The 16,836-nt window shown below is 56.2% G+C and carries 17 protein-coding genes; 13 read left to right on the plus strand and 4 right to left on the minus strand.

The window, feature by feature from the left end:
* Positions 1 to 206: 206 nt before the first annotated feature.
* A complete protein-coding gene (locus tag NZ823_16040; protein MCS6806637.1) occupies positions 207 to 821 on the plus strand; it encodes a hypothetical protein in 615 nt (204 codons plus the stop codon).
* A 104-nt stretch (positions 822 to 925) separates the two neighbouring features.
* Entirely contained in the window at positions 926 to 2,494 is a 1,569-nt protein-coding gene (locus tag NZ823_16045; protein ID MCS6806638.1) for an SPFH domain-containing protein, read from the plus strand.
* A gap of 253 nt (positions 2,495 to 2,747) precedes the next feature.
* Here the strand turns inward: NZ823_16045 and NZ823_16050 are convergent, their stop codons facing one another.
* From NZ823_16050 to NZ823_16065, 4 genes are all read right to left on the minus strand, one after another.
* Positions 2,748 to 4,007 carry a hypothetical protein gene (locus NZ823_16050; protein ID MCS6806639.1) on the minus strand — a complete coding sequence of 420 codons (1,260 nt, stop codon included), beginning with the start codon at positions 4,005 to 4,007 and terminating at the stop codon, positions 2,748 to 2,750.
* Positions 4,008 to 4,157: 150 nt separating this feature from the next.
* Entirely contained in the window at positions 4,158 to 4,382 is a 225-nt protein-coding gene (locus tag NZ823_16055) for a hypothetical protein (GenBank protein ID MCS6806640.1), read from the minus strand.
* A gap of 179 nt (positions 4,383 to 4,561) precedes the next feature.
* Entirely contained in the window at positions 4,562 to 5,080 is a 519-nt protein-coding gene (locus tag NZ823_16060; GenBank protein ID MCS6806641.1) for a hypothetical protein, read from the minus strand.
* Positions 5,081 to 5,273: 193 nt separating this feature from the next.
* Positions 5,274 to 5,882, minus strand: coding sequence for a DUF937 domain-containing protein (locus NZ823_16065; GenBank protein ID MCS6806642.1), 609 nt, complete (start codon positions 5,880 to 5,882; stop codon positions 5,274 to 5,276).
* Between the two features lie 865 nt (positions 5,883 to 6,747).
* Between NZ823_16065 and NZ823_16070 the strand changes: the two genes are divergently transcribed.
* From NZ823_16070 to NZ823_16120, 11 genes are all read left to right on the plus strand, one after another.
* Positions 6,748 to 7,245, plus strand: coding sequence for an Rrf2 family transcriptional regulator (locus NZ823_16070; protein ID MCS6806643.1), 498 nt, complete (start codon positions 6,748 to 6,750; stop codon positions 7,243 to 7,245).
* Between the two features lie 12 nt (positions 7,246 to 7,257).
* Entirely contained in the window at positions 7,258 to 7,461 is a 204-nt protein-coding gene (locus NZ823_16075) for a hypothetical protein (protein ID MCS6806644.1), read from the plus strand.
* The gene (locus NZ823_16080; GenBank protein ID MCS6806645.1) at positions 7,433 to 7,927 is read left to right on the plus strand and encodes a Rieske (2Fe-2S) protein; all 495 of its coding nucleotides are present in this window, start codon (positions 7,433 to 7,435) and stop codon (positions 7,925 to 7,927) included. Before NZ823_16075 ends, NZ823_16080 begins: the two co-directional genes overlap by 29 nt.
* 16 nt (positions 7,928 to 7,943) lie before the next feature.
* Entirely contained in the window at positions 7,944 to 9,299 is a 1,356-nt protein-coding gene (locus NZ823_16085; protein MCS6806646.1) for a cytochrome b N-terminal domain-containing protein, read from the plus strand.
* Positions 9,300 to 9,450: 151 nt separating this feature from the next.
* Positions 9,451 to 11,232, plus strand: coding sequence for a c-type cytochrome (locus NZ823_16090; GenBank protein MCS6806647.1), 1,782 nt, complete (start codon positions 9,451 to 9,453; stop codon positions 11,230 to 11,232).
* Positions 11,233 to 11,267: 35 nt separating this feature from the next.
* A complete protein-coding gene (locus tag NZ823_16095; protein ID MCS6806648.1) occupies positions 11,268 to 12,665 on the plus strand; it encodes a cbb3-type cytochrome c oxidase subunit I in 1,398 nt (465 codons plus the stop codon).
* A 110-nt stretch (positions 12,666 to 12,775) separates the two neighbouring features.
* Positions 12,776 to 13,345 (plus strand): cbb3-type cytochrome c oxidase subunit II, encoded by a 570-nt coding sequence (locus NZ823_16100; protein ID MCS6806649.1) that lies wholly within the window; start codon positions 12,776 to 12,778, stop codon positions 13,343 to 13,345.
* 100 nt (positions 13,346 to 13,445) lie between these two features.
* Positions 13,446 to 13,634 (plus strand): cbb3-type cytochrome oxidase assembly protein CcoS, encoded by a 189-nt coding sequence (locus NZ823_16105; protein ID MCS6806650.1) that lies wholly within the window; start codon positions 13,446 to 13,448, stop codon positions 13,632 to 13,634.
* Positions 13,635 to 13,644: 10 nt separating this feature from the next.
* Positions 13,645 to 13,950 (plus strand): hypothetical protein, encoded by a 306-nt coding sequence (locus NZ823_16110; GenBank protein MCS6806651.1) that lies wholly within the window; start codon positions 13,645 to 13,647, stop codon positions 13,948 to 13,950.
* 9 nt (positions 13,951 to 13,959) lie between these two features.
* On the plus strand, positions 13,960 to 15,891 hold the full coding sequence (locus NZ823_16115) for an FAD-dependent oxidoreductase (protein MCS6806652.1): 1,932 nt from the start codon (positions 13,960 to 13,962) through the stop codon (positions 15,889 to 15,891).
* 202 nt (positions 15,892 to 16,093) lie between these two features.
* A complete protein-coding gene (locus tag NZ823_16120) occupies positions 16,094 to 16,828 on the plus strand; it encodes a sulfite exporter TauE/SafE family protein (protein ID MCS6806653.1) in 735 nt (244 codons plus the stop codon).
* Positions 16,829 to 16,836 lie beyond the last annotated feature (8 nt).

The following is a 16,836-nucleotide window of genomic DNA, read 5'->3' on the forward strand; positions in this document are numbered from 1 at the left end:
TTGAAATTGGAATCACCGAACATAGGGAGAAGCACAAGCAAGGGTTGTTGACGCAACCGCTCGGCCCGTCCCGCCGCAGCCAATGCGCCTGTTCGCGTGAGGCATGGCTGTGCTTCGACTGGTTTGACCCTACGCAGGTCGCAAACATGGGCAAAAGCGTTTCAGTGGCTGCCCTATCAGATAGATTGTGAAATAGGAAAAAACCTATGTCGGACCTGTTTTCCGGTGTGACGCCGCTCATGATCTTCTTAGGGATCACTGCACTTGGTTTTTGCTATTTGCTGGTGAGCCTGTTGATCGGCGACTGGGGAGAGCATGACGTGGGGCTCAACCACGACGTCGAGAGCGGCCACGGCATTGCCGAACATGGGCACGAAGGTCCCAGTTTCGTCAACAGCCGTGTCATCAGTGTGTTCATCACGGCGTTTGGGGCGCTGGGCGCCATCGCCACCTACGCAGGAGTCGGCGTGCTGGTCAGCTCATTGTGTGGCGTGATAGGTGGATTGGCGCTTGGTTGGTTGGTCTATGCATTTGGTCGGTTCCTCTATTCGCAGCAAGCTTCCAGTGAGATTTCCGTGCATGATCTGCTTGGACAATTAGCCACGGTAACGGTGACCATCCCACGCAATGGCTTGGGACAAGTGCGCTGCGTGATGGGAGAGACCGTAATCGAAAAAATTGCTCGCTCTGATGATGGAAGCGAAATCCCATTCAGCACGCTGGTGCGCATTGATGATATTCATCCAGATTTTGTCGTTGTGCGACGCGCGGATGTCATAGACGCAGAGTTCACGGTTGGACGCTTGTTCGATAAATCGTGAACATGCCGTCTTCACTACCGAACGACGAGCGACATACGGAGAGCCGAAAGGAAGACTCGCCCTCTAATCGCTTGTGTTGAGTTTTTGGATAAGGGAGGACATGTATGGAATTAGGCAGTTTATTTATTCCGATGATGGTTCTCATCATCCTCTTGACGGTGCTCATCGCCGGCATGCTGCTGGCACGCAATTACATCAAGGTAGCCCCCAACGAGGTGGCTGTGTTCAGCGGTCGCAAACGCACGCTGCCCGATGGAAAAACGGTCGGCTACCGTTTGGTCAAGGGCGGCGCTAGCTTGCGCATTCCGCTCTTGGAAAAGGTGGATTACCTTTCGCTCAACGTCCTAACGATTCCGCTGGAGATCAAACGCGCCTACACATTGATGGGCGTGCCGGTGTCGGTCAAGGCCGTGGCGAACGTCAAAATCAAGAGCGATGATGTGTCACTGCAAGCAGCGGCCGAGCGGTTTCTCGGCGTTGATCAAGATGAAATGCACAAGGTCATCTTCCAAACCTTGGAAGGTCATTTGCGATCTATTTTGGGGACGTTGACGGTTGAAGAAATTAACGGCGACCGGCAGAGCTTCGCGCAGAAGTTGACCTCCGAAGCCGCAGTGGACCTGGAGCGCATGGGTATTGGCGTGGATGTGCTGACCATACAAGAGATCAGCGACGAACACGACTACCTGGATTCGCTCGGCAAAAAACGGACGGCTGAAGTGAAACGTGATGCTGAAATCGGCAAGGCAGAGGCTGACCGTGACGCGAAAATCAAATCGTCGCTGGCCTACCAAGAGGGAGAAAAGGTTCGATTGGAAGCAGAGGCCAATATCGCGCAAGCTCAACGTGACTTGGAAATCAAGAAAGCTCGGTATCTGGCTGAAATCGAATCGGAGCGCGCTCGCGCTGAGCAGGCCGGGCCACTGGCTCGCGCACAAGCTCAACAGGCAGTCGTGGCCGAGGAAGTCAAAGTCGAACGGATTCGCACACAGGAACAAATCGGCGTGCAGGAACAAGAAGTCCAGCGAAAATCCCGCGAGCTGGAAGCCACGGTGGAACGACCGGCAGAAGCGCAGAAAAATGCAGCCATCCTGAAAGCCGAAGCAGCCAAGCAAGCGGCTATCTTAGAAGCCGAGGGCAAAAAACAAGCGTTGATCGCCATTGCTGAAGCCGAGCAAGAACGACTGGAGAAAGAGGGACTGGGCCGCGCGGCAGCCATTGAGGCCGAAGGCAAAGCTGAAGCGGCGAAGATCGAAGCGATCGGCCTGGCACAGGCCAAAGCCATCGAAGCGCAGGGCCTGGCCGAGGCTGCGGCGATTCTGAAGAAAGCTGATGCCTGGAAGCAATTCAATGAGGCTGCGCGATTGCAAACGATCTTGGAGAAATTGCCGAGCATTTTGCAGGCTTCCACCGGCATCTTCGGCGCGGTGGCCGCTCCCTTGGGCAATATTGACAAGGTCATCGTGATCGAACAAGGCAACGGCTCCACTTCACAAAGCGGCGTGACCCGATTCGCCAACAATGCCCCGGCATTAATCTTCAACCTGTTGCAGCAGCTCCAAGCCCTCGGATTGAATCTGCCCGAGATCATGAATCAACTCGGTATCAAACAAACAAATCAGCCGGTAGCGGTCGCTGAATCGCTGAGCGAGCCGGGACCTCCAACGTCCTGATGAGGGATTGCGACGGAACGAAAGCATCCAGAACTCAGGAGACAGGAGCCGGGAAGCGCGAATCAAAGACTCATTTCAAAACGGATTGGCGTCTCGTTGCGGGCGACCACGGCGAGCCGTCTCTGCGTCTCAGCGGGCGCTGCTAGGTAAAGACACAACTGAAAATCGCTATGGAGGAAATCACCGTTGCTGCCCGGCACGTTGGTTCATCTTTTTCGTCTTCAGGCATACGCTTGACGGCTTCAGCAGAAAATCACCGTTGTCGTCCGGCACGTTGGTTCATCGGCCGCAGCTTGACTTCCAGTTCATGTTGCAAAATTTCTTCCCAGAGCGCCTGAATCCGTTCAGCATCAGTCACCGGATTGAGGAAAAGTCCTATCTGCCGGTCATAATCAATTTTCTTCTGGGGATCAGGCTCACGGTCATGCTTCTGTTGCAGGTCAGAGAGAATTTGCTGTCTTTGATCCTCGCTCGTGAGGGTCGTTGGATCAATGAATGAGTGATCCGGCGCGTTGAGCGTGGCAAGCCGCTGCAGGGCGCGCGGATCAATGCTCAACACATCAACATGGACAGCGCGATTGACCGGCTCACGCAGGATTTGCCGGAATCGGACCACGCCCTCTTTCTCGGCCTGTCGGCAGCCAGCTTCAATGGCGGCCAGATCGGCGCCAGCCAGATCAAACACAGCTCGATCGGTCGCATGTGGCGTACCGGTCGGCGCGTTTACGATGTAACCGCGCGCGCGCAATCCCATCAGGGTCGGCAGCCATGAATCCGGATCGTCCAGACGCATCTGATCACGGCGCGGCAACGCAATCGCATCGGACGGACGAGCATGGTTGTAACGTCGCGCGAGTTCGTAGATCACATCGAGCTGATCGTGTGGGCTACGGTAGCCTGAACTCATCTGTGTTCCCGCCGGCAAATACGGCAACAAGATGGCGAACGTGAGACGTCGGGAAAAGTCTTCTTTTCTCACCAAGTCATCATAATATCGCCTTAGGTCTTCCAAGGGATCGCCTGGCGCTTGCTTTTGCAGTGGAACTGCCCAGGAAGGCTTCTGCTCAAGCATCGGCGACGGCTCGACCTGCTGAGCCGGGGCGTCGAATTCTTCCGGCCAACAGGCGTCGAAAAAGACAACCGCTGACATGACAACGGTCAGTCCGATCCACACGACATTTCCTCGTGTGAATATCCGCTGTAGCGTGAAGATCTGCCGTGCTCTCATGAGGCAAATTCCTATCCGCTCTTCGCCTTGGGCGCGCTCGGCGCCTTGGCCTCGCCTGGCAATCACTGGATGGCTCATGCCCGTTCTCGGCATCGGCTGCCGGCCTCCAGCGGCGAGCGATTTGATCATCACTGCAACCGCTGTGCCGTCGGTCAACGCATATCCATCCGTACCGCCTGGCTCAAACCAAAAGAGAGCAACTGTAACGTCGGGAAATACATAATCAAAAGATTTTCCGAACCGCCGAAGTGGTGAGCGCCGGCGCTCGCGCAATGGAAGTTTCACTCTTGAAACATCATGCTCAACGGCGCCGCCTGTTGATCGGAACAAGCCGATGAAGAAAGCGGTGACATGCGCTCTTCAAGCAAACAAAAAGGCATGCCCGAAGGATTTTTCGGACATGCCTCCGAGTTTGAGGATTGTGTTACTACCGATCTAGCGTGATTTGACTGCCGCCTTTGACGCCTTCAACGGGTTCTTGACGCCCGTGCCGACAGTGGCCATGCGCTTGGCATACTCAGCGCAATCATGTTGGGCAGCTCGCTCCCGGTAATATGATTCCCGATCAACGCCCTGCGCAATGTAGGCCACCACCGTGAACATGGCGGCGCACTTGGGACAGGTCAATCGCACTGTCCGTGCTGACATCCGTCTTGCCATAGGTCTTTGCTTTCTCCTCTACGATTTGTCAAGCAATGTCATTGACGAGTGCACGCCAATAACAAGAAGAGGAATGCTGCCAGAGGCAATCGGCTTTGTCAATGGTCATCGCCTTGAGCGAGCTTTGTCAATCCTCATTGCCTTGAGTGACGGAAAGCCAGGCCACGCTCTTACGCCGGTTACCGCACATTGATGACCGCCAATGTGCGCTCGCGGATTGTGATGCCACCAGACAGCCCAGCCCGACGGCCTTGAATGCGAACTTGATGGACGCCAGGACCCACATTGCGTGCGATGAACACCAGCGTGCTATTGCGCGTCTCGTTCTGATTGAAACCAACCAGGAAATTCCGCAACGTGACTTCGCCAGGCTCAACTTGCACACCGTCAACCAAACACCGTGTGATAACCGAGGTTGCGGTGCTGGTAATCGTCAAAAAGTTTTCGGCAGAAAACATGATGATCAGGTCGCCGCCCGGCAGCGGTTGCGTATTGACCACCATGCCGGGAATATCTTCAAAGTCATTTGATCGAACTGTGTATTCGTCTCTTGCTGCGACAGTGGCGCCCGGCGTTTGTACAAGCGCGACGCTGGCTGAATTAACGCTTTGGTTATTCAAAAATGTGGTAACGATGCTGGAAACGAGCACATTCAAGAGCACAATCAGCAGAATCGCATAGAGTTTTTTCCTGCACATGGTTTCCTCCACTGGTTAATTTCTTCCGGGCCGCGCTTATTCTATCAAACTCATCAGCCGAAGCAAGCAGGATTTCAGACACACCGAGAGCTCGATCCACTCCATCTTCAATAAGAGCGGGCGGCGACGGGCTTTGCCGCCGCCGCTTGAAAAAACCTCTCTGCGGAAGGAGCGTCGTTCGCCCTCGGAAAAATTAGCGATTACTGAAAAATCGGCCGACCAAACCGGCTACGTCGTCCAGCGCGCTGCCATCCTTATCCGCATCCAAAAAGCTACTCACCAATCCCAACCAATTCGACGATTGCGCTGCCGCTGCTTGCGTCTGCTCACCTAGCATGGAAGCTAATCCATTAGCATCCAGCCCCTCTTGGCGCACGCTCTTGCCCAGCGCACCCATGACGATTGGGGCAACCAGTTGAAGAAGGCGGCTCACCGTATCAACATTGAGGCCTGTTCCCTGCGACAAACCAGCGGCGACAGAATCGGTATGACCGCCGAGCACATGACCCAAGATGCCCGCGCCATTACCAGCCCTGGGGTTGCCGTTGCCGGCCTGTGGATTGGCAAGGAATCCAGCAATATCGTCAAAGATACTGCCATCATGATCACGATCCAGCGCCTGAAACAACGACGAAGCGCCATCGGGATTCGACGCATTATTGGCGAGCGCCTGCATTAACACCGGCACAGCGGCTGAAACTGCGCTGCCGACGCTGTTTTCATCTGCGCCAAGCATTTGACTGAGCTGTTGCACACCGCCACTTTGCAATTGCTCCATAACCATATCCATGATAGAACTCATAACTTACTCTCCTTCGTGTTTGATGTAAGCTCGGAAGCAGGATATGAGGGTTGTGCGTTTCCGTTGATGTGGACTTATCTTCCTCCCATCCCCTTCCTCGACGCCCGCTAGAATAATGCGCGAGCAACGGCAAGTCAAGCGAGACGTTCATCAAGAGCGCAAGCGAGGAAGTAGAAGTTTTTACGGCATGTGATCTCACTGACCTGTGACGCTTTTGCGACAATGCGCCGGCGTACCAACCCACGCTTGACGCAGAACCAACGCGGGAGCGTATGTCTATTGCAGGAACCGTCCCCATGCGATTGCATGCCACGAAGCATGAAAATGAAGCACAGGCGGGAACGCCTATGCCACATTCTGACAGGGATCGCCCATGGGCGGAGGCTCGCCACGATGGATGAAAACGTGGGAGCACCCTTGCAATTAGGAAATCCGAAATCCGAAGATCGAAATCCGAAACGTTTCGGATTTGGGATTTCGTGCTTCGAATTTCCCCCGCGGGGGCAGGGCGCGCGCTCCTAGTGATTTTCGCACGAGGACAAGTCAACCGGTTGCCCGGAGGCTGTCATAGCTCTTTTTGTCGGGTAACCAGCAGAGAGTTATTTTGAGCGAAGCGACGACAGGCCCGCGTGTGGCATTTGCCCACCTTAGTTGGCAAAATTCCCCACCTGACGCGATCTCGTGAAGCCGAGCTGAGCTTGAAGAACTTTGTAGACAAATCGGACTAATTGACTCCAATTGCTCAACAACGAAGCGCTTATCTAGCGTTGCCTTGGTTCGTCCTAACCAGGCGCCGAAAAATCCAAACGTTTCGGCACAGGACTTGCCCAGCAGCTACCGAAAGCAAAAAAGTGAAGGAGCAACGATGCAGTTGACACGTGCCGCCGATTATGGGGTGAGAGTGATGATTCACTTAGCCAGTCTCCCCAAGGGCGCGCGAGTGAAGCGCGACGAATTGGCTGAGGCGGCAGGTGTGCCTGAGAGCTTTATGTCAAAGGTGCTGCAACGATTGGTCAGAGCGCGATTGATTTTTTCTCGCCGGGGAACACAAGGAGGGTTCCAGTTAGGCGTTGCCAGCGAGAACGTCTCACTGCTCGATGTGGTCGAAGCGATCGAAGGGCCTATTGAACTGAACCTGTGCCTCATCTCAAAGGACTCCTGCGAGCGCGCCCTGTGGTGTCCGGCGCACTCGGTATGGGCGGAGGCGCAGGCGGCTCTGGTCAATGTCCTGAAGAGCGCCTCGTTGGCCAAGCTGGCCGCTGAGGCAGCGGCGCGCCGGGCAATGGTTGAGCGGCACGGTCATGACCCGTTGAGTCAGGCTCATGGCAATCAGATATGTCGTGATGATAACTGGCAGAGATGAGGAGAGGTGCACATGGAACTCACCTGGATTGCCATTGCCGCCAGTTTGTTCATGGGCGCTGGGGCGATCTGTGTCTTCATCTTTGCTGTGAACAAGGACTACTTCCGCGATTTGGAGAATGTCAAATATCAGGTCTTCTGGTCAGATGTGGAAGAGCTAGTTGATTCATCGAGGGAGGAACGAAACGATGAGCATGACCAAGAAAGCGATTCATAAACCAACCGCCGCTGAAGACGAGCTCACCACGCGTCGCCGGTTTTTGACGTGGCTCAGTGGCGTCGGACTGGTTGGGTCAGCAATCATCAGCATTTTTTCAAATCTCATCTTCATCAAGCCGCGAGCCACCTACGGCGAGCCGAACCGATTTCCGATCGGCAGGCCGGAAGAGTTCCCGCCCGGCACGCGCATCTCGATTGATGACAAGCGCGTTTGTATCGTGCGCGAAGGCAACCGGCTGGCGGCGATTTCCACGACGTGCACACATCTGGGGTGCATCGTGGCTGCCTCAGAGACGGGCTTTGCCTGTCCTTGCCATGGGTCGCGCTTCGATCAAGATGGCAACGTGACAGGTGGACCCGCGCCCAAGCCGTTGCCCTGGTATCAAGTCAACCTTGCGCCCAACGGCGAGCTGGAAGTTGATAAAGACACAGAAGTGCCACCGGGAACTTACATCACAGTTTGACGGAAAGGGGACGATCATGGTTCAGAGAGTTCGTCGCAACGGTCTCTTTGGTGTGCTGAAGGATTTGCCCCGCAACATCTGGGACTCGATCTTTCGTCATCCGCTGCCATCATCTGATTTGGGACGCGCACAAACGAGCTTCACCAATTTCTTTTTGCACATCCATCCTGTCAAGGTTCATCGGCACACACTCCGTCCGACCTACACCTTCGGACTTGGACTGATCTCTTTCTTCTTGTTCTTGATTTTGACGGTGACCGGCATTCTGCTGATGTTCTATTACGTGCCGTCAACCACGCAGGCGTATGACCGGATGCTGGATTTGCGCGGTTCGGTAGCGTTTGGCACGTTCTTGCGCAATATGCACCGCTGGTCGGCTCATGGGATGGTAGCGGCCGTCTTCCTGCACATGTGCCGTGTATTCTTCACCGGGTCCTATCAGTCGCCGCGCGAGTTCAACTGGGTCATCGGGGTGCTCCTCTTCCTCGTGACGTTGTTCATGAGTTTCACTGGCTACTTGTTGCCGTGGGACCAACTGGCGTTCTGGGCCATCACGGTGGGCACGTCCATTGCTGCCTACGCGCCCGTGTTCGGCCAGGAGATCAGATTCCTGTTGCTTGGCGACAACACGGTTGGTCAGGAGGCGCTGCTACGGTTCTACGTCTTGCATGTGGCGGTGCTGCCATTGATCCTCAGTTTGCTGGTGGCTGTTCACTTCTGGCGCATTCGTAAAGATGGCGGCCTCTCCCGCCCGCCGGAGGCTGACACCGAATTGTTTGAGTCGCAAGCACAGACTGATGAACCCGTCAGGGAGATTGAGCCGGCGTCGGCGACGTTGGCCGCCGGCGTGGGCGCACCGGTAGGCGACACCACGACCGGGATGATGGGCGTCGTCAAGCGACGCTATGGTATCCAAGGGTTGGTACGCGGCCCCTTCACCACGATTGGCAACGTGCCGGACAATTCGGTATTCAGTTGGCCGCATCTGTTCATGGCTGAATTGTTCGTCTTCGTCTTGACGGTGGCGGGCGTGCTGGTCGTCTCGTTTTTCTTCGCCGCGCCGTTGGAAGAGCCGGTTAATGTGCAGCACCCGCCGAACCCGGCCAAAGCGCCGTGGTACTTTCTCGGCCTGCAAGAGATGGTCAGCTACTCAGCTTTCTGGGGCGGCGTGGGAATTCCAACCATCGAGGTGCTGATCTTGTTGTTGGTTCCCTACATTGATCGTCGCGTGCGCGGCGTGGGTCGCTGGTTTGCCCGCGAGCGGTTGTTACCGAACACGTTGTTTCTGATCTTTGCTCTGACCAATGTGATCCTGATCATCATTGGCACATTCTTCCGGGGGCCAAATTGGGAATTTGTTTCCCCCTGGTGAGAGGATCAGCCACGAATGAATACACATGAACACGCACAAAGCCAACATTCGACTTCAGAAACGACCAACTGTCGGCGGTCTGAAGTCCGATGTCTGAAGCCTGATGTCCGACTCTCTGAAGTCTGATCTCTGATTGTTGAGGAGTGAGCGTATGCGAGTGGCGCTGGCCATTTCGAGTTTTGTCGCTTTGATCATACATGGAATTGTCTTTTATGACCAATTCTTTCACCAGTGGGAAGACCACCAGACGGCCTACTTTGAGCAAGCGCGTGGGCTAGCTACGAAGGATGCCGAACGCGCGGCGCTGGAAGGGCGTCGCCCACGCATTGAACAAATCATCGTCACGCAATTCGGCGAAGCGCGTGTAGACCGGTGTACCACGTGCCATATCGCGATAGATGACCCGCGATTCAAAGCTCATGCCGAGCCGTTGCGCACGCACCCTAATTCGGAGGCGCTGGGAGACACGTTTGTCAATGGCCGTTGGGAGCGGCGACACAAGTTTTCTGATTTCGGCTGCACGGTCTGTCACGATGGGCAAGGGCGTGGGCTGGAAACATTCTATGCGCATGGCGAGGATCACTTCTGGCCAGAACCGCTGCTGGGCTACACGACGCAAGAGACGTGGCGAGCGGAGTTCAAACCGAAGCTCCTCGGCAAAGAGTTCATGCAAGCCAATTGTGCCCAGTGCCACACCGAAGAAAATTTCAAGAGCACGCCTCTGGTCTCGCGTGGTCGGCAGCTCTTCTTTGAAAAGAATTGCTACGGCTGCCATCGCATCGAAGGGATGTCCACGGGCACACTCGGACCCGATTTAACGGAAGTCGGCAAAAAGTTCAAGCTCGATTATCTGTGGGAATCTATCGTCGAGCCACGCGCCAATAGCGCCGTCTCTTCTATGCCGAAGTTTAACCTGAGCGACGAGGACGTTAAATCGCTCGTCGTGTTCCTCAAGAGCCGGCGCGGGATGAACTTTGCTGAAACGTCGCTCGAGCGGTATCGCGCACGAATACGAGAGAGCAAGGTCGAGCCGGCCACCCAACCCACAACCGAAGTGGCCGGTGTGAGCGCGGCCGCCCGTGGCGAGCGGCTGATCAATGAGCGCGCGTGCGCCGCCTGCCACAAGATTGGCGATCGTGACGGCGGGATCGCGCCCGATCTTTCGTTTGAAGGTCTGCTCAGAGACGAGTCGTGGCTGATGGATCACTTCCGCGATCCGCGCTCGCGTGTGCCGGATTCGATCATGCCGGCGTTCGGGTTCTCCGATAGCGAATTCCTTTCGATGACACAATACCTGAAGAGCCTGACAACGCCGCCGCCGACGGCGACGCCCGCCGAGGCATATAAAAATCTCTGCGCACGCTGCCACGGCGAGAAAGGCGATGGGCACGGCCTGATCGCTCTCTATCTGGACCCATACCCGCGCGATTTGACCAAGGTCGCCTTCATGAATAGCAAGCCAGAAGAGCGATTCATCATGTCCATCAAAGAAGGTGTGCCTGGCACGTCCATGCCGGCATGGGGGAAAGTGCTTAACGACGCGCAGATTCGCGACCTGCTCAATTACATTTGGCAAACCTTCGTGCGCGAGCCGCGCCGGGAGCTGAAAGCGCGGAACGTGCCGGCGCACAATCCGGTCGCGATGAGCGGCGAATCGGTCGCGCGCGGTGAGCGAATCTACTTGCAGCGGTGCACAGGGTGCCACGGGCGGAAAGCTGATGGCAAGGGGCCAAATTCACTGGACATCCTGCCCCGCCCACGCAATCTGCGCAACCGCGATTTCATCAATAGCGTCAGTGATCGCCGATTGTTCGACGCCATCATGTACGGCGTGCAAGGAACCGCCATGCCGCCGTGGATTGACTATGGGCTGTCGCAAAACGATGTCGGCGACCTGGTCAATTATCTCAGAAGTTTGAATCAAACCAATTAGCACAGCCAACGAGTCTGTGCCGCTGGGGAGGTACTATGCAGACAGAGAAAGAACTCCAAGCTGAAAGAGAAGCCGCCATCTCTCGCATGCATGAGGACACCACCGCCAAATTTTTTCTCGTGAGCTCTATCACATACTTTTTCATCGTCGGCATCGTGGCCATCACGATTGCGGCCAAATTCGTCTGGCCGCAACTGCTCGGGACAGTCGCGCCGTTGTCGTATGGTCGGTTGCGCGCGCTGCATGTCAACGGGATGCTCTTTGGCTGGCTGCTCGCGGCCAGCATGGGCTTGACGTACTACGTTGTGCCACGACTGTGCGGCGTCAAATTGTGGAGTGAAAAGCTCGGCGTAGCAACCGCCGTGCTGTGGAATGTGATCGTACTGGGCGCCGTCGTCTCGATGCTGGCCGGGTGGAACCAGGGATTGGAGTATGCTGAGCTGCCGCTGCCACTCGATGTGCTGGTGGTGATTGCTTGGGTGATGTTCGGCGTGAACATCTTTGCCACGGTTGCGGCGCGGAAATATCAGCAGATGTACGTGACCATCTGGTACGTAATGGGCTGCATCTTGTGGACGGCGTTTGTTTACCTGACAGGCAACTTCGCGGTGCTGTTCACCACCGGCGTGAATCAAGCGAATTTGAATTGGATGTACGTGCACAACGCTGTCGGGTTGATCTTCACACCGATCGGCTTGGCGCTGGCTTACTACTTCATCCCGAAAGCATCGAACACGCCGCTGTTCAGTCACAAGCTTTCGATGATCGGCTTCTGGTCGCTGGCGTTCGTCTACGTGTGGACCGGCGCGCACCACATGCTCCATGGGCCGATCTCGCAGTGGCTGCAGACGATTGCCATTGTCTTCTCGGTCATGCTGCTGATTCCTGTGTGGGCTGTGGTTTATAACTTCTTCGCCACGATGAAGGGGCAGTGGCATCAACTGCGCGATAATGTGCCGCTGAAGTTCCTCATGTCGGGTGTCGTGTTCTACCTGCTCACCTGTTTCCAAGGGCCGATGCACAGTTTGCGCTCGGTCAACGCCATAGTTTCTAAGACCGATTGGATTCCCGGTCACGCGCACATGGCGGTGCTCGGCGCCTTCTCGTTCTTTGCCATTGCCGGCAGCTATTACATCGTCCCACGCATGTTCAAAACAAAGCTGCATTCGGACGCGCTGGCCAATTGGAGTTTTTGGTTGTTCCTGATCGGTGGATTAGGATTTTTCGTGACGCTCTGGCTGGGTGGCTTCTGGCAAGGCTGGCAGTGGAACAATCCGGCGATTCCGTTCATTGATACAGTAGTGGCGTTGAAACCGGTGTGGACGGTGCGCTTCTTCTCCGGCGTGTTGATGTTCCTCGGTATCGTCACCTTTGCTTACAACATCCTGGCCACGATGGTTGGCGCGAAGCCAGCGAAAGCAGCGGCCGCATGACGAAGGAGGAAAAAACCCGGGAGCGCGCTTGCAAGCGTGTCGCCTGTCGAAGGTGAAACGGGGCAGACAAGATGCCTACGCTCCCAGCGCATTGATGTAAGGAGGCAGATATGTTGCGAAAAGCCGATTTCAGTGCTGTGGCGCTCGTCGCGGGCGCCCTGATTCTGTTTTTCATTGGTGGACTGCTGACGACCGTGGTTCCACCGCTGGTGGATAAGAGTTGGGCTAAGCCATTTGAAAATGCCGATCCGAGCCGCGGACCAACGGGCAAGCTCCGACCACTGACCGAACAAGAGCTGAAAGGCCGCGCCATCTACATCCGTGAAGGCTGCTGGTACTGCCACACACAACAGACGCGCACGTTGCTCGCCGACACGAAACGATCGGGTTGGAGAGGTGTGGACTCGCCCATCTCAACGCCCGATGAGTTCGTGTACGACAACCCGCACCTGTTCGGCACCAAACGCACCGGCCCAGACCTATCGCGCGTTGGTGGCAAGTACGACACGCAGTGGCATCGGACGCACTTCCGCAATCCGCGTGATTTGGTGCCTGGCTCGATCATGCCGCCATATCCTTGGATCGCCAACAACGAAGAAGAGTTTCAAGCGATTGTAGCGTACTTGCAATCGCTCGGTCGCGCCAAGCAGTGGCGGCCCGAGAACGATTATGAGAAATAGCCATTGGTTATCGGTTACTTGTTATTGTCATTGGTTGCTGCTCGAGCATGGTCTGAGGCAAACGACGAACAACGAGTAACAAATCACAAGGGATGGCCTTATGCGAGATTATGTTTATCCGAGCATCTTCTTTGCGTATTTCTTCTTCGCCTTATTGCTCATCGGCGCGATCATCTTCTTCTTGCGGTCATTCAAAGATGGCTATTGGGGACCTGACGGCGAGTCGCCCAAGTACCGGATGCTTGCTGATGATGATCGCGTGGACGAAGAGGCGAACAAAACCGCCTGAGGAGGTAAGTATGGCCGAGACTCAACCCCAACAGGAGATCAAAGAGTATGCCGACGGCTGGATCACCGAGCGCAAGGGCACAGATGTGCCGACGTTCTTGAAGGTGGCCTTCATTGTCATTGCTGGCGGCTGTCTGGCGTATTTCTTCATCTACATGTATGGCGAGACGACGCACGAGGATCGTGGCATCCTGGTGCAGCAATTCAATGAGGTGACGCAATCATCGCCGGCGCTGATGTACATTGTGGCGGCGTTAGCGCTGATCTACGGCATCATCGTCGTTAGCTTTGCCTGGAGAAAATTTCACGAGGACTAACGGACGACAATGAACAAAAAGCCCTACGAGCTGGACGTGCCGGATGGCACCGATTACTGGATCAAGATGATCAAGTGCCAGGACGCCTGCCCTGTGCACACCGACGCATGCGGGTACGTGACGGCGATCGCCGAAGGACGCTATGAAGACGCATATCGGCTGGCACGGGCGACGAATCCGTTTGCTTCGATCTGTGGGCGCGTCTGTGGGGCGCCGTGCGAGGTCAACTGCCGGCGTGGCGACATTGATGCGCCGATCACGATCCGCGCGCTCAAGCGATTCGTGACCGAGAAGTTCGGCCCGGAGACCGGCGACTATCAGTTCTATCTCGACGCCTGCGACAAACGCATGTTGCCGCCGGGTCGCGGCGATTATGAAAAGGTCGCCGTGGTGGGCGCTGGAGTCTCCGGGCTCACGGTAGCTCACGATCTGGCACAACTCGGTTACCGGGTGACCGTCTTTGAAGCGCACACCAAACCGGGCGGCATGCTCACAGTGGGCGTGCCAGTGTTTCGCTTGCCGCGTGAGCTGGTCGAGCATGAGATCAATGCCATCCTCTCGCTCGGCGTGGAACTCAAGTGCAATATGCGCCTGGGTCGCGATTTCACCATCAGCGATCTGAGGCGCCAGGGATACAAAGCCATATTCCTCGGCGTCGGTCTGCCCAAAGGGCGGAAGCTGCCAATTCCCGGTTTCGACTTGCCACAGGTTTACGATGGGATGGATTTCCTACGCGCCTTCAATGAAGGCACGCCGCTGCCGCTGGGCAAACGTGTTGTTGTCATCGGCGGTGGCAACGTGGCGTATGATGTTGCCCGCTCAGCGCTTCGTCCGGTGCAACAGGTCATGAGCGAAGAGGCCGCCTCGGACATCGAGCGAGGAGAACGCATCGCGTATGATGTGGCGCGTTCAGCCCTGCGCCTCAGCGGCGACAAAGAAGTTCATATCGTCTGTCTGGAGCAACGCCACGAGATGCCCGCCGACGAGACGGAAATTCTTGAAGGCGAAGAAGAGGGCCTCATCCTGCACAACGCGCGTGGTCCGAAGGAAATCCTCAGCAGTAACGGCGCCGTCACCGGCCTGCGAACGATCCGATGCGTGTCGGTCTTCGATGCCGAGAGACGTTTCAATCCCACATTTGATGAATCTCATGTCGAAGACATCCCTGCCGACACGATTATCTTTGCGATCGGCCAAACCTCGGACCTCTCGTTTCTCTCGCCAGAAGATGGCGTCGAAGTCGAGCGTGGGTTGATTAAAGTTGATCCAGAGACTTATCAAACCAGCGCCCCCGACGTCTTCGCCTGCGGCGACATTGCGCACGGCCCGCGACTCTTTATTCACGCCATCGCGTCGGCTCAGATCGCAGCGCGCTCGATGCACGACTACTTGCGCGGCACGCGAACCGACGTGGTGGTGCGCAAACGCTGGCTGCCCGCTGATTACACCATGCTCGAAGGTTGGGAGCGGCTGGAGCGCCGCCACCCGCCAGTCGTGGAAGCTGAACGACGGATCGCCTCACTCGATACGATTGAAGCGCCGTTTCCTGAAGCCGAAGCGCAGCAACAAGCGTCACGCTGTTTGCGCTGCAACATCAACACCGTGTTTGACACCGATATTTGCATCGCCTGCAATGGCTGCGTGGACATCTGTCCTCAGAATATCATCCGGCTCGTGGGCCTTCATCAATTGCGCATGGAGGAACGCTTGATGAAGCTCGCCGCGGAAACGTTCGGCATCACGCTCGCCGATTTGGAGACGTTGAGCGATCAGGAACTGGATCAACTCGGCGGCGTGATGTTGAAAGACGAGACGACGTGCATTCGCTGTGCGCTGTGCGCATCGCGCTGTCCGACCCACGCGATCAAAATGAAACGATTTGAGTTCTACCGGGAGTGCGTGACGGTTCCGGTCAGGAATCCGAAGATCAAATATGAATAGCCCACTACAACGCTGCAAATTTCTCGGTGATCGCCCCTCGGATGTCAGTCTGTGCAGATGGCCCGCTCTGGCCACCTGCGCCTCCAGCTCATCGCCTTGCGGGCGGTCGGAGAACGGCGCTCCGGTGATGGTTCTCCACCGACTTGTTGCAGCAAGCAAATTCTCTGCGGCCATGCGCGTCTTCTATGGGTAACGTTACACTATGACGCTCTTGGAATTTTATCTCATCTTCAGCTTTGGGCTCCTGAGCAGCCTTCACTGCGTGCAGATGTGCGGGCCGATCGTCCTCTCCTACAGCTTGCCGCTTGGCTCACACGCAACCGGCAATTCACGCCGACGGCGCGCTAACGTGCTCGTTGCCCACCTTTCATACAATCTCGGACGCATTGTGACTTACATGACGCTTGGCGCCGTGGGCGGATTGACCGGCGGAACAATCGGGTTAATCGGACAACTGGCCGGCATCGAGAATGTGGTGGCGATCATCGTTGGAGGACTCATGGTGCTAACCGGTCTGGTGATGCTCGATCTGATGCCGCTTACGGCCATTCAGCGATTTGATCCGCTTCGCTTCACCATGCGCCTGTTCCGACCGCTGAATTGTCAAATCGCCTCGCCAACTGTAGCCAGCAAGTTTCGTCTGGGATTGATGCTTGGTTTTCTTCCATGTGGACTGGTGTATGCGGCGCTGCTCAAAGCTATCGCCTCGGCGACGCCACTTGGCGGGGCGCTGACCATGTTCGCATTCGGCTTGGGCACGGTCGGCGCGTTGCTGGCCGTTGGATTGTGCTCCTCCGCGTTCAGTCTGAAATTGGGACGCTGGGGAACACGACTGGCAGCGGTGAGCGTGACGTTGCTCGGCGCTTTTTTGATTTGGCGCGGCGTGATGGCCGCACCACTGCTCGGCCATGGCGACGCTCCGTGCTGCCATCACTGAGGGTTGTC

The organism is Blastocatellia bacterium (assembly GCA_025054955.1).
In the GTDB taxonomy this organism is placed as follows: Bacteria; Acidobacteriota; Blastocatellia; order HR10; family J050; genus JANWZE01.

What these genes read in the sequence shown, in the direction of transcription:
- NZ823_16115 (MCS6806652.1), top strand. Translation starts at nt 13,960, where the DNA reads ATGAACAAAAAGCCCTACGAGCTGGACGTGCCGGATGGCACCGATTAC.
- NZ823_16085 (MCS6806646.1), top strand. Translation starts at nt 7,944, where the DNA reads ATGGTTCAGAGAGTTCGTCGCAACGGTCTCTTTGGTGTGCTGAAGGAT.
- NZ823_16120 (MCS6806653.1), top strand. Translation starts at nt 16,094, where the DNA reads ATGACGCTCTTGGAATTTTATCTCATCTTCAGCTTTGGGCTCCTGAGC.
- NZ823_16090 (MCS6806647.1), top strand. Translation starts at nt 9,451, where the DNA reads ATGCGAGTGGCGCTGGCCATTTCGAGTTTTGTCGCTTTGATCATACAT.
- NZ823_16080 (MCS6806645.1), top strand. Translation starts at nt 7,433, where the DNA reads ATGAGCATGACCAAGAAAGCGATTCATAAACCAACCGCCGCTGAAGAC.
- NZ823_16075 (MCS6806644.1), top strand. Translation starts at nt 7,258, where the DNA reads ATGGAACTCACCTGGATTGCCATTGCCGCCAGTTTGTTCATGGGCGCT.
- NZ823_16060 (MCS6806641.1), bottom strand. Translation starts at nt 5,080, where the DNA reads ATGTGCAGGAAAAAACTCTATGCGATTCTGCTGATTGTGCTCTTGAAT.
- NZ823_16045 (MCS6806638.1), top strand. Translation starts at nt 926, where the DNA reads ATGGAATTAGGCAGTTTATTTATTCCGATGATGGTTCTCATCATCCTC.
- NZ823_16065 (MCS6806642.1), bottom strand. Translation starts at nt 5,882, where the DNA reads ATGAGTTCTATCATGGATATGGTTATGGAGCAATTGCAAAGTGGCGGT.
- NZ823_16055 (MCS6806640.1), bottom strand. Translation starts at nt 4,382, where the DNA reads ATGGCAAGACGGATGTCAGCACGGACAGTGCGATTGACCTGTCCCAAG.
- NZ823_16070 (MCS6806643.1), top strand. Translation starts at nt 6,748, where the DNA reads ATGCAGTTGACACGTGCCGCCGATTATGGGGTGAGAGTGATGATTCAC.
- NZ823_16110 (MCS6806651.1), top strand. Translation starts at nt 13,645, where the DNA reads ATGGCCGAGACTCAACCCCAACAGGAGATCAAAGAGTATGCCGACGGC.
- NZ823_16095 (MCS6806648.1), top strand. Translation starts at nt 11,268, where the DNA reads ATGCAGACAGAGAAAGAACTCCAAGCTGAAAGAGAAGCCGCCATCTCT.
- NZ823_16100 (MCS6806649.1), top strand. Translation starts at nt 12,776, where the DNA reads ATGTTGCGAAAAGCCGATTTCAGTGCTGTGGCGCTCGTCGCGGGCGCC.
- NZ823_16040 (MCS6806637.1), top strand. Translation starts at nt 207, where the DNA reads ATGTCGGACCTGTTTTCCGGTGTGACGCCGCTCATGATCTTCTTAGGG.
- NZ823_16105 (MCS6806650.1), top strand. Translation starts at nt 13,446, where the DNA reads ATGCGAGATTATGTTTATCCGAGCATCTTCTTTGCGTATTTCTTCTTC.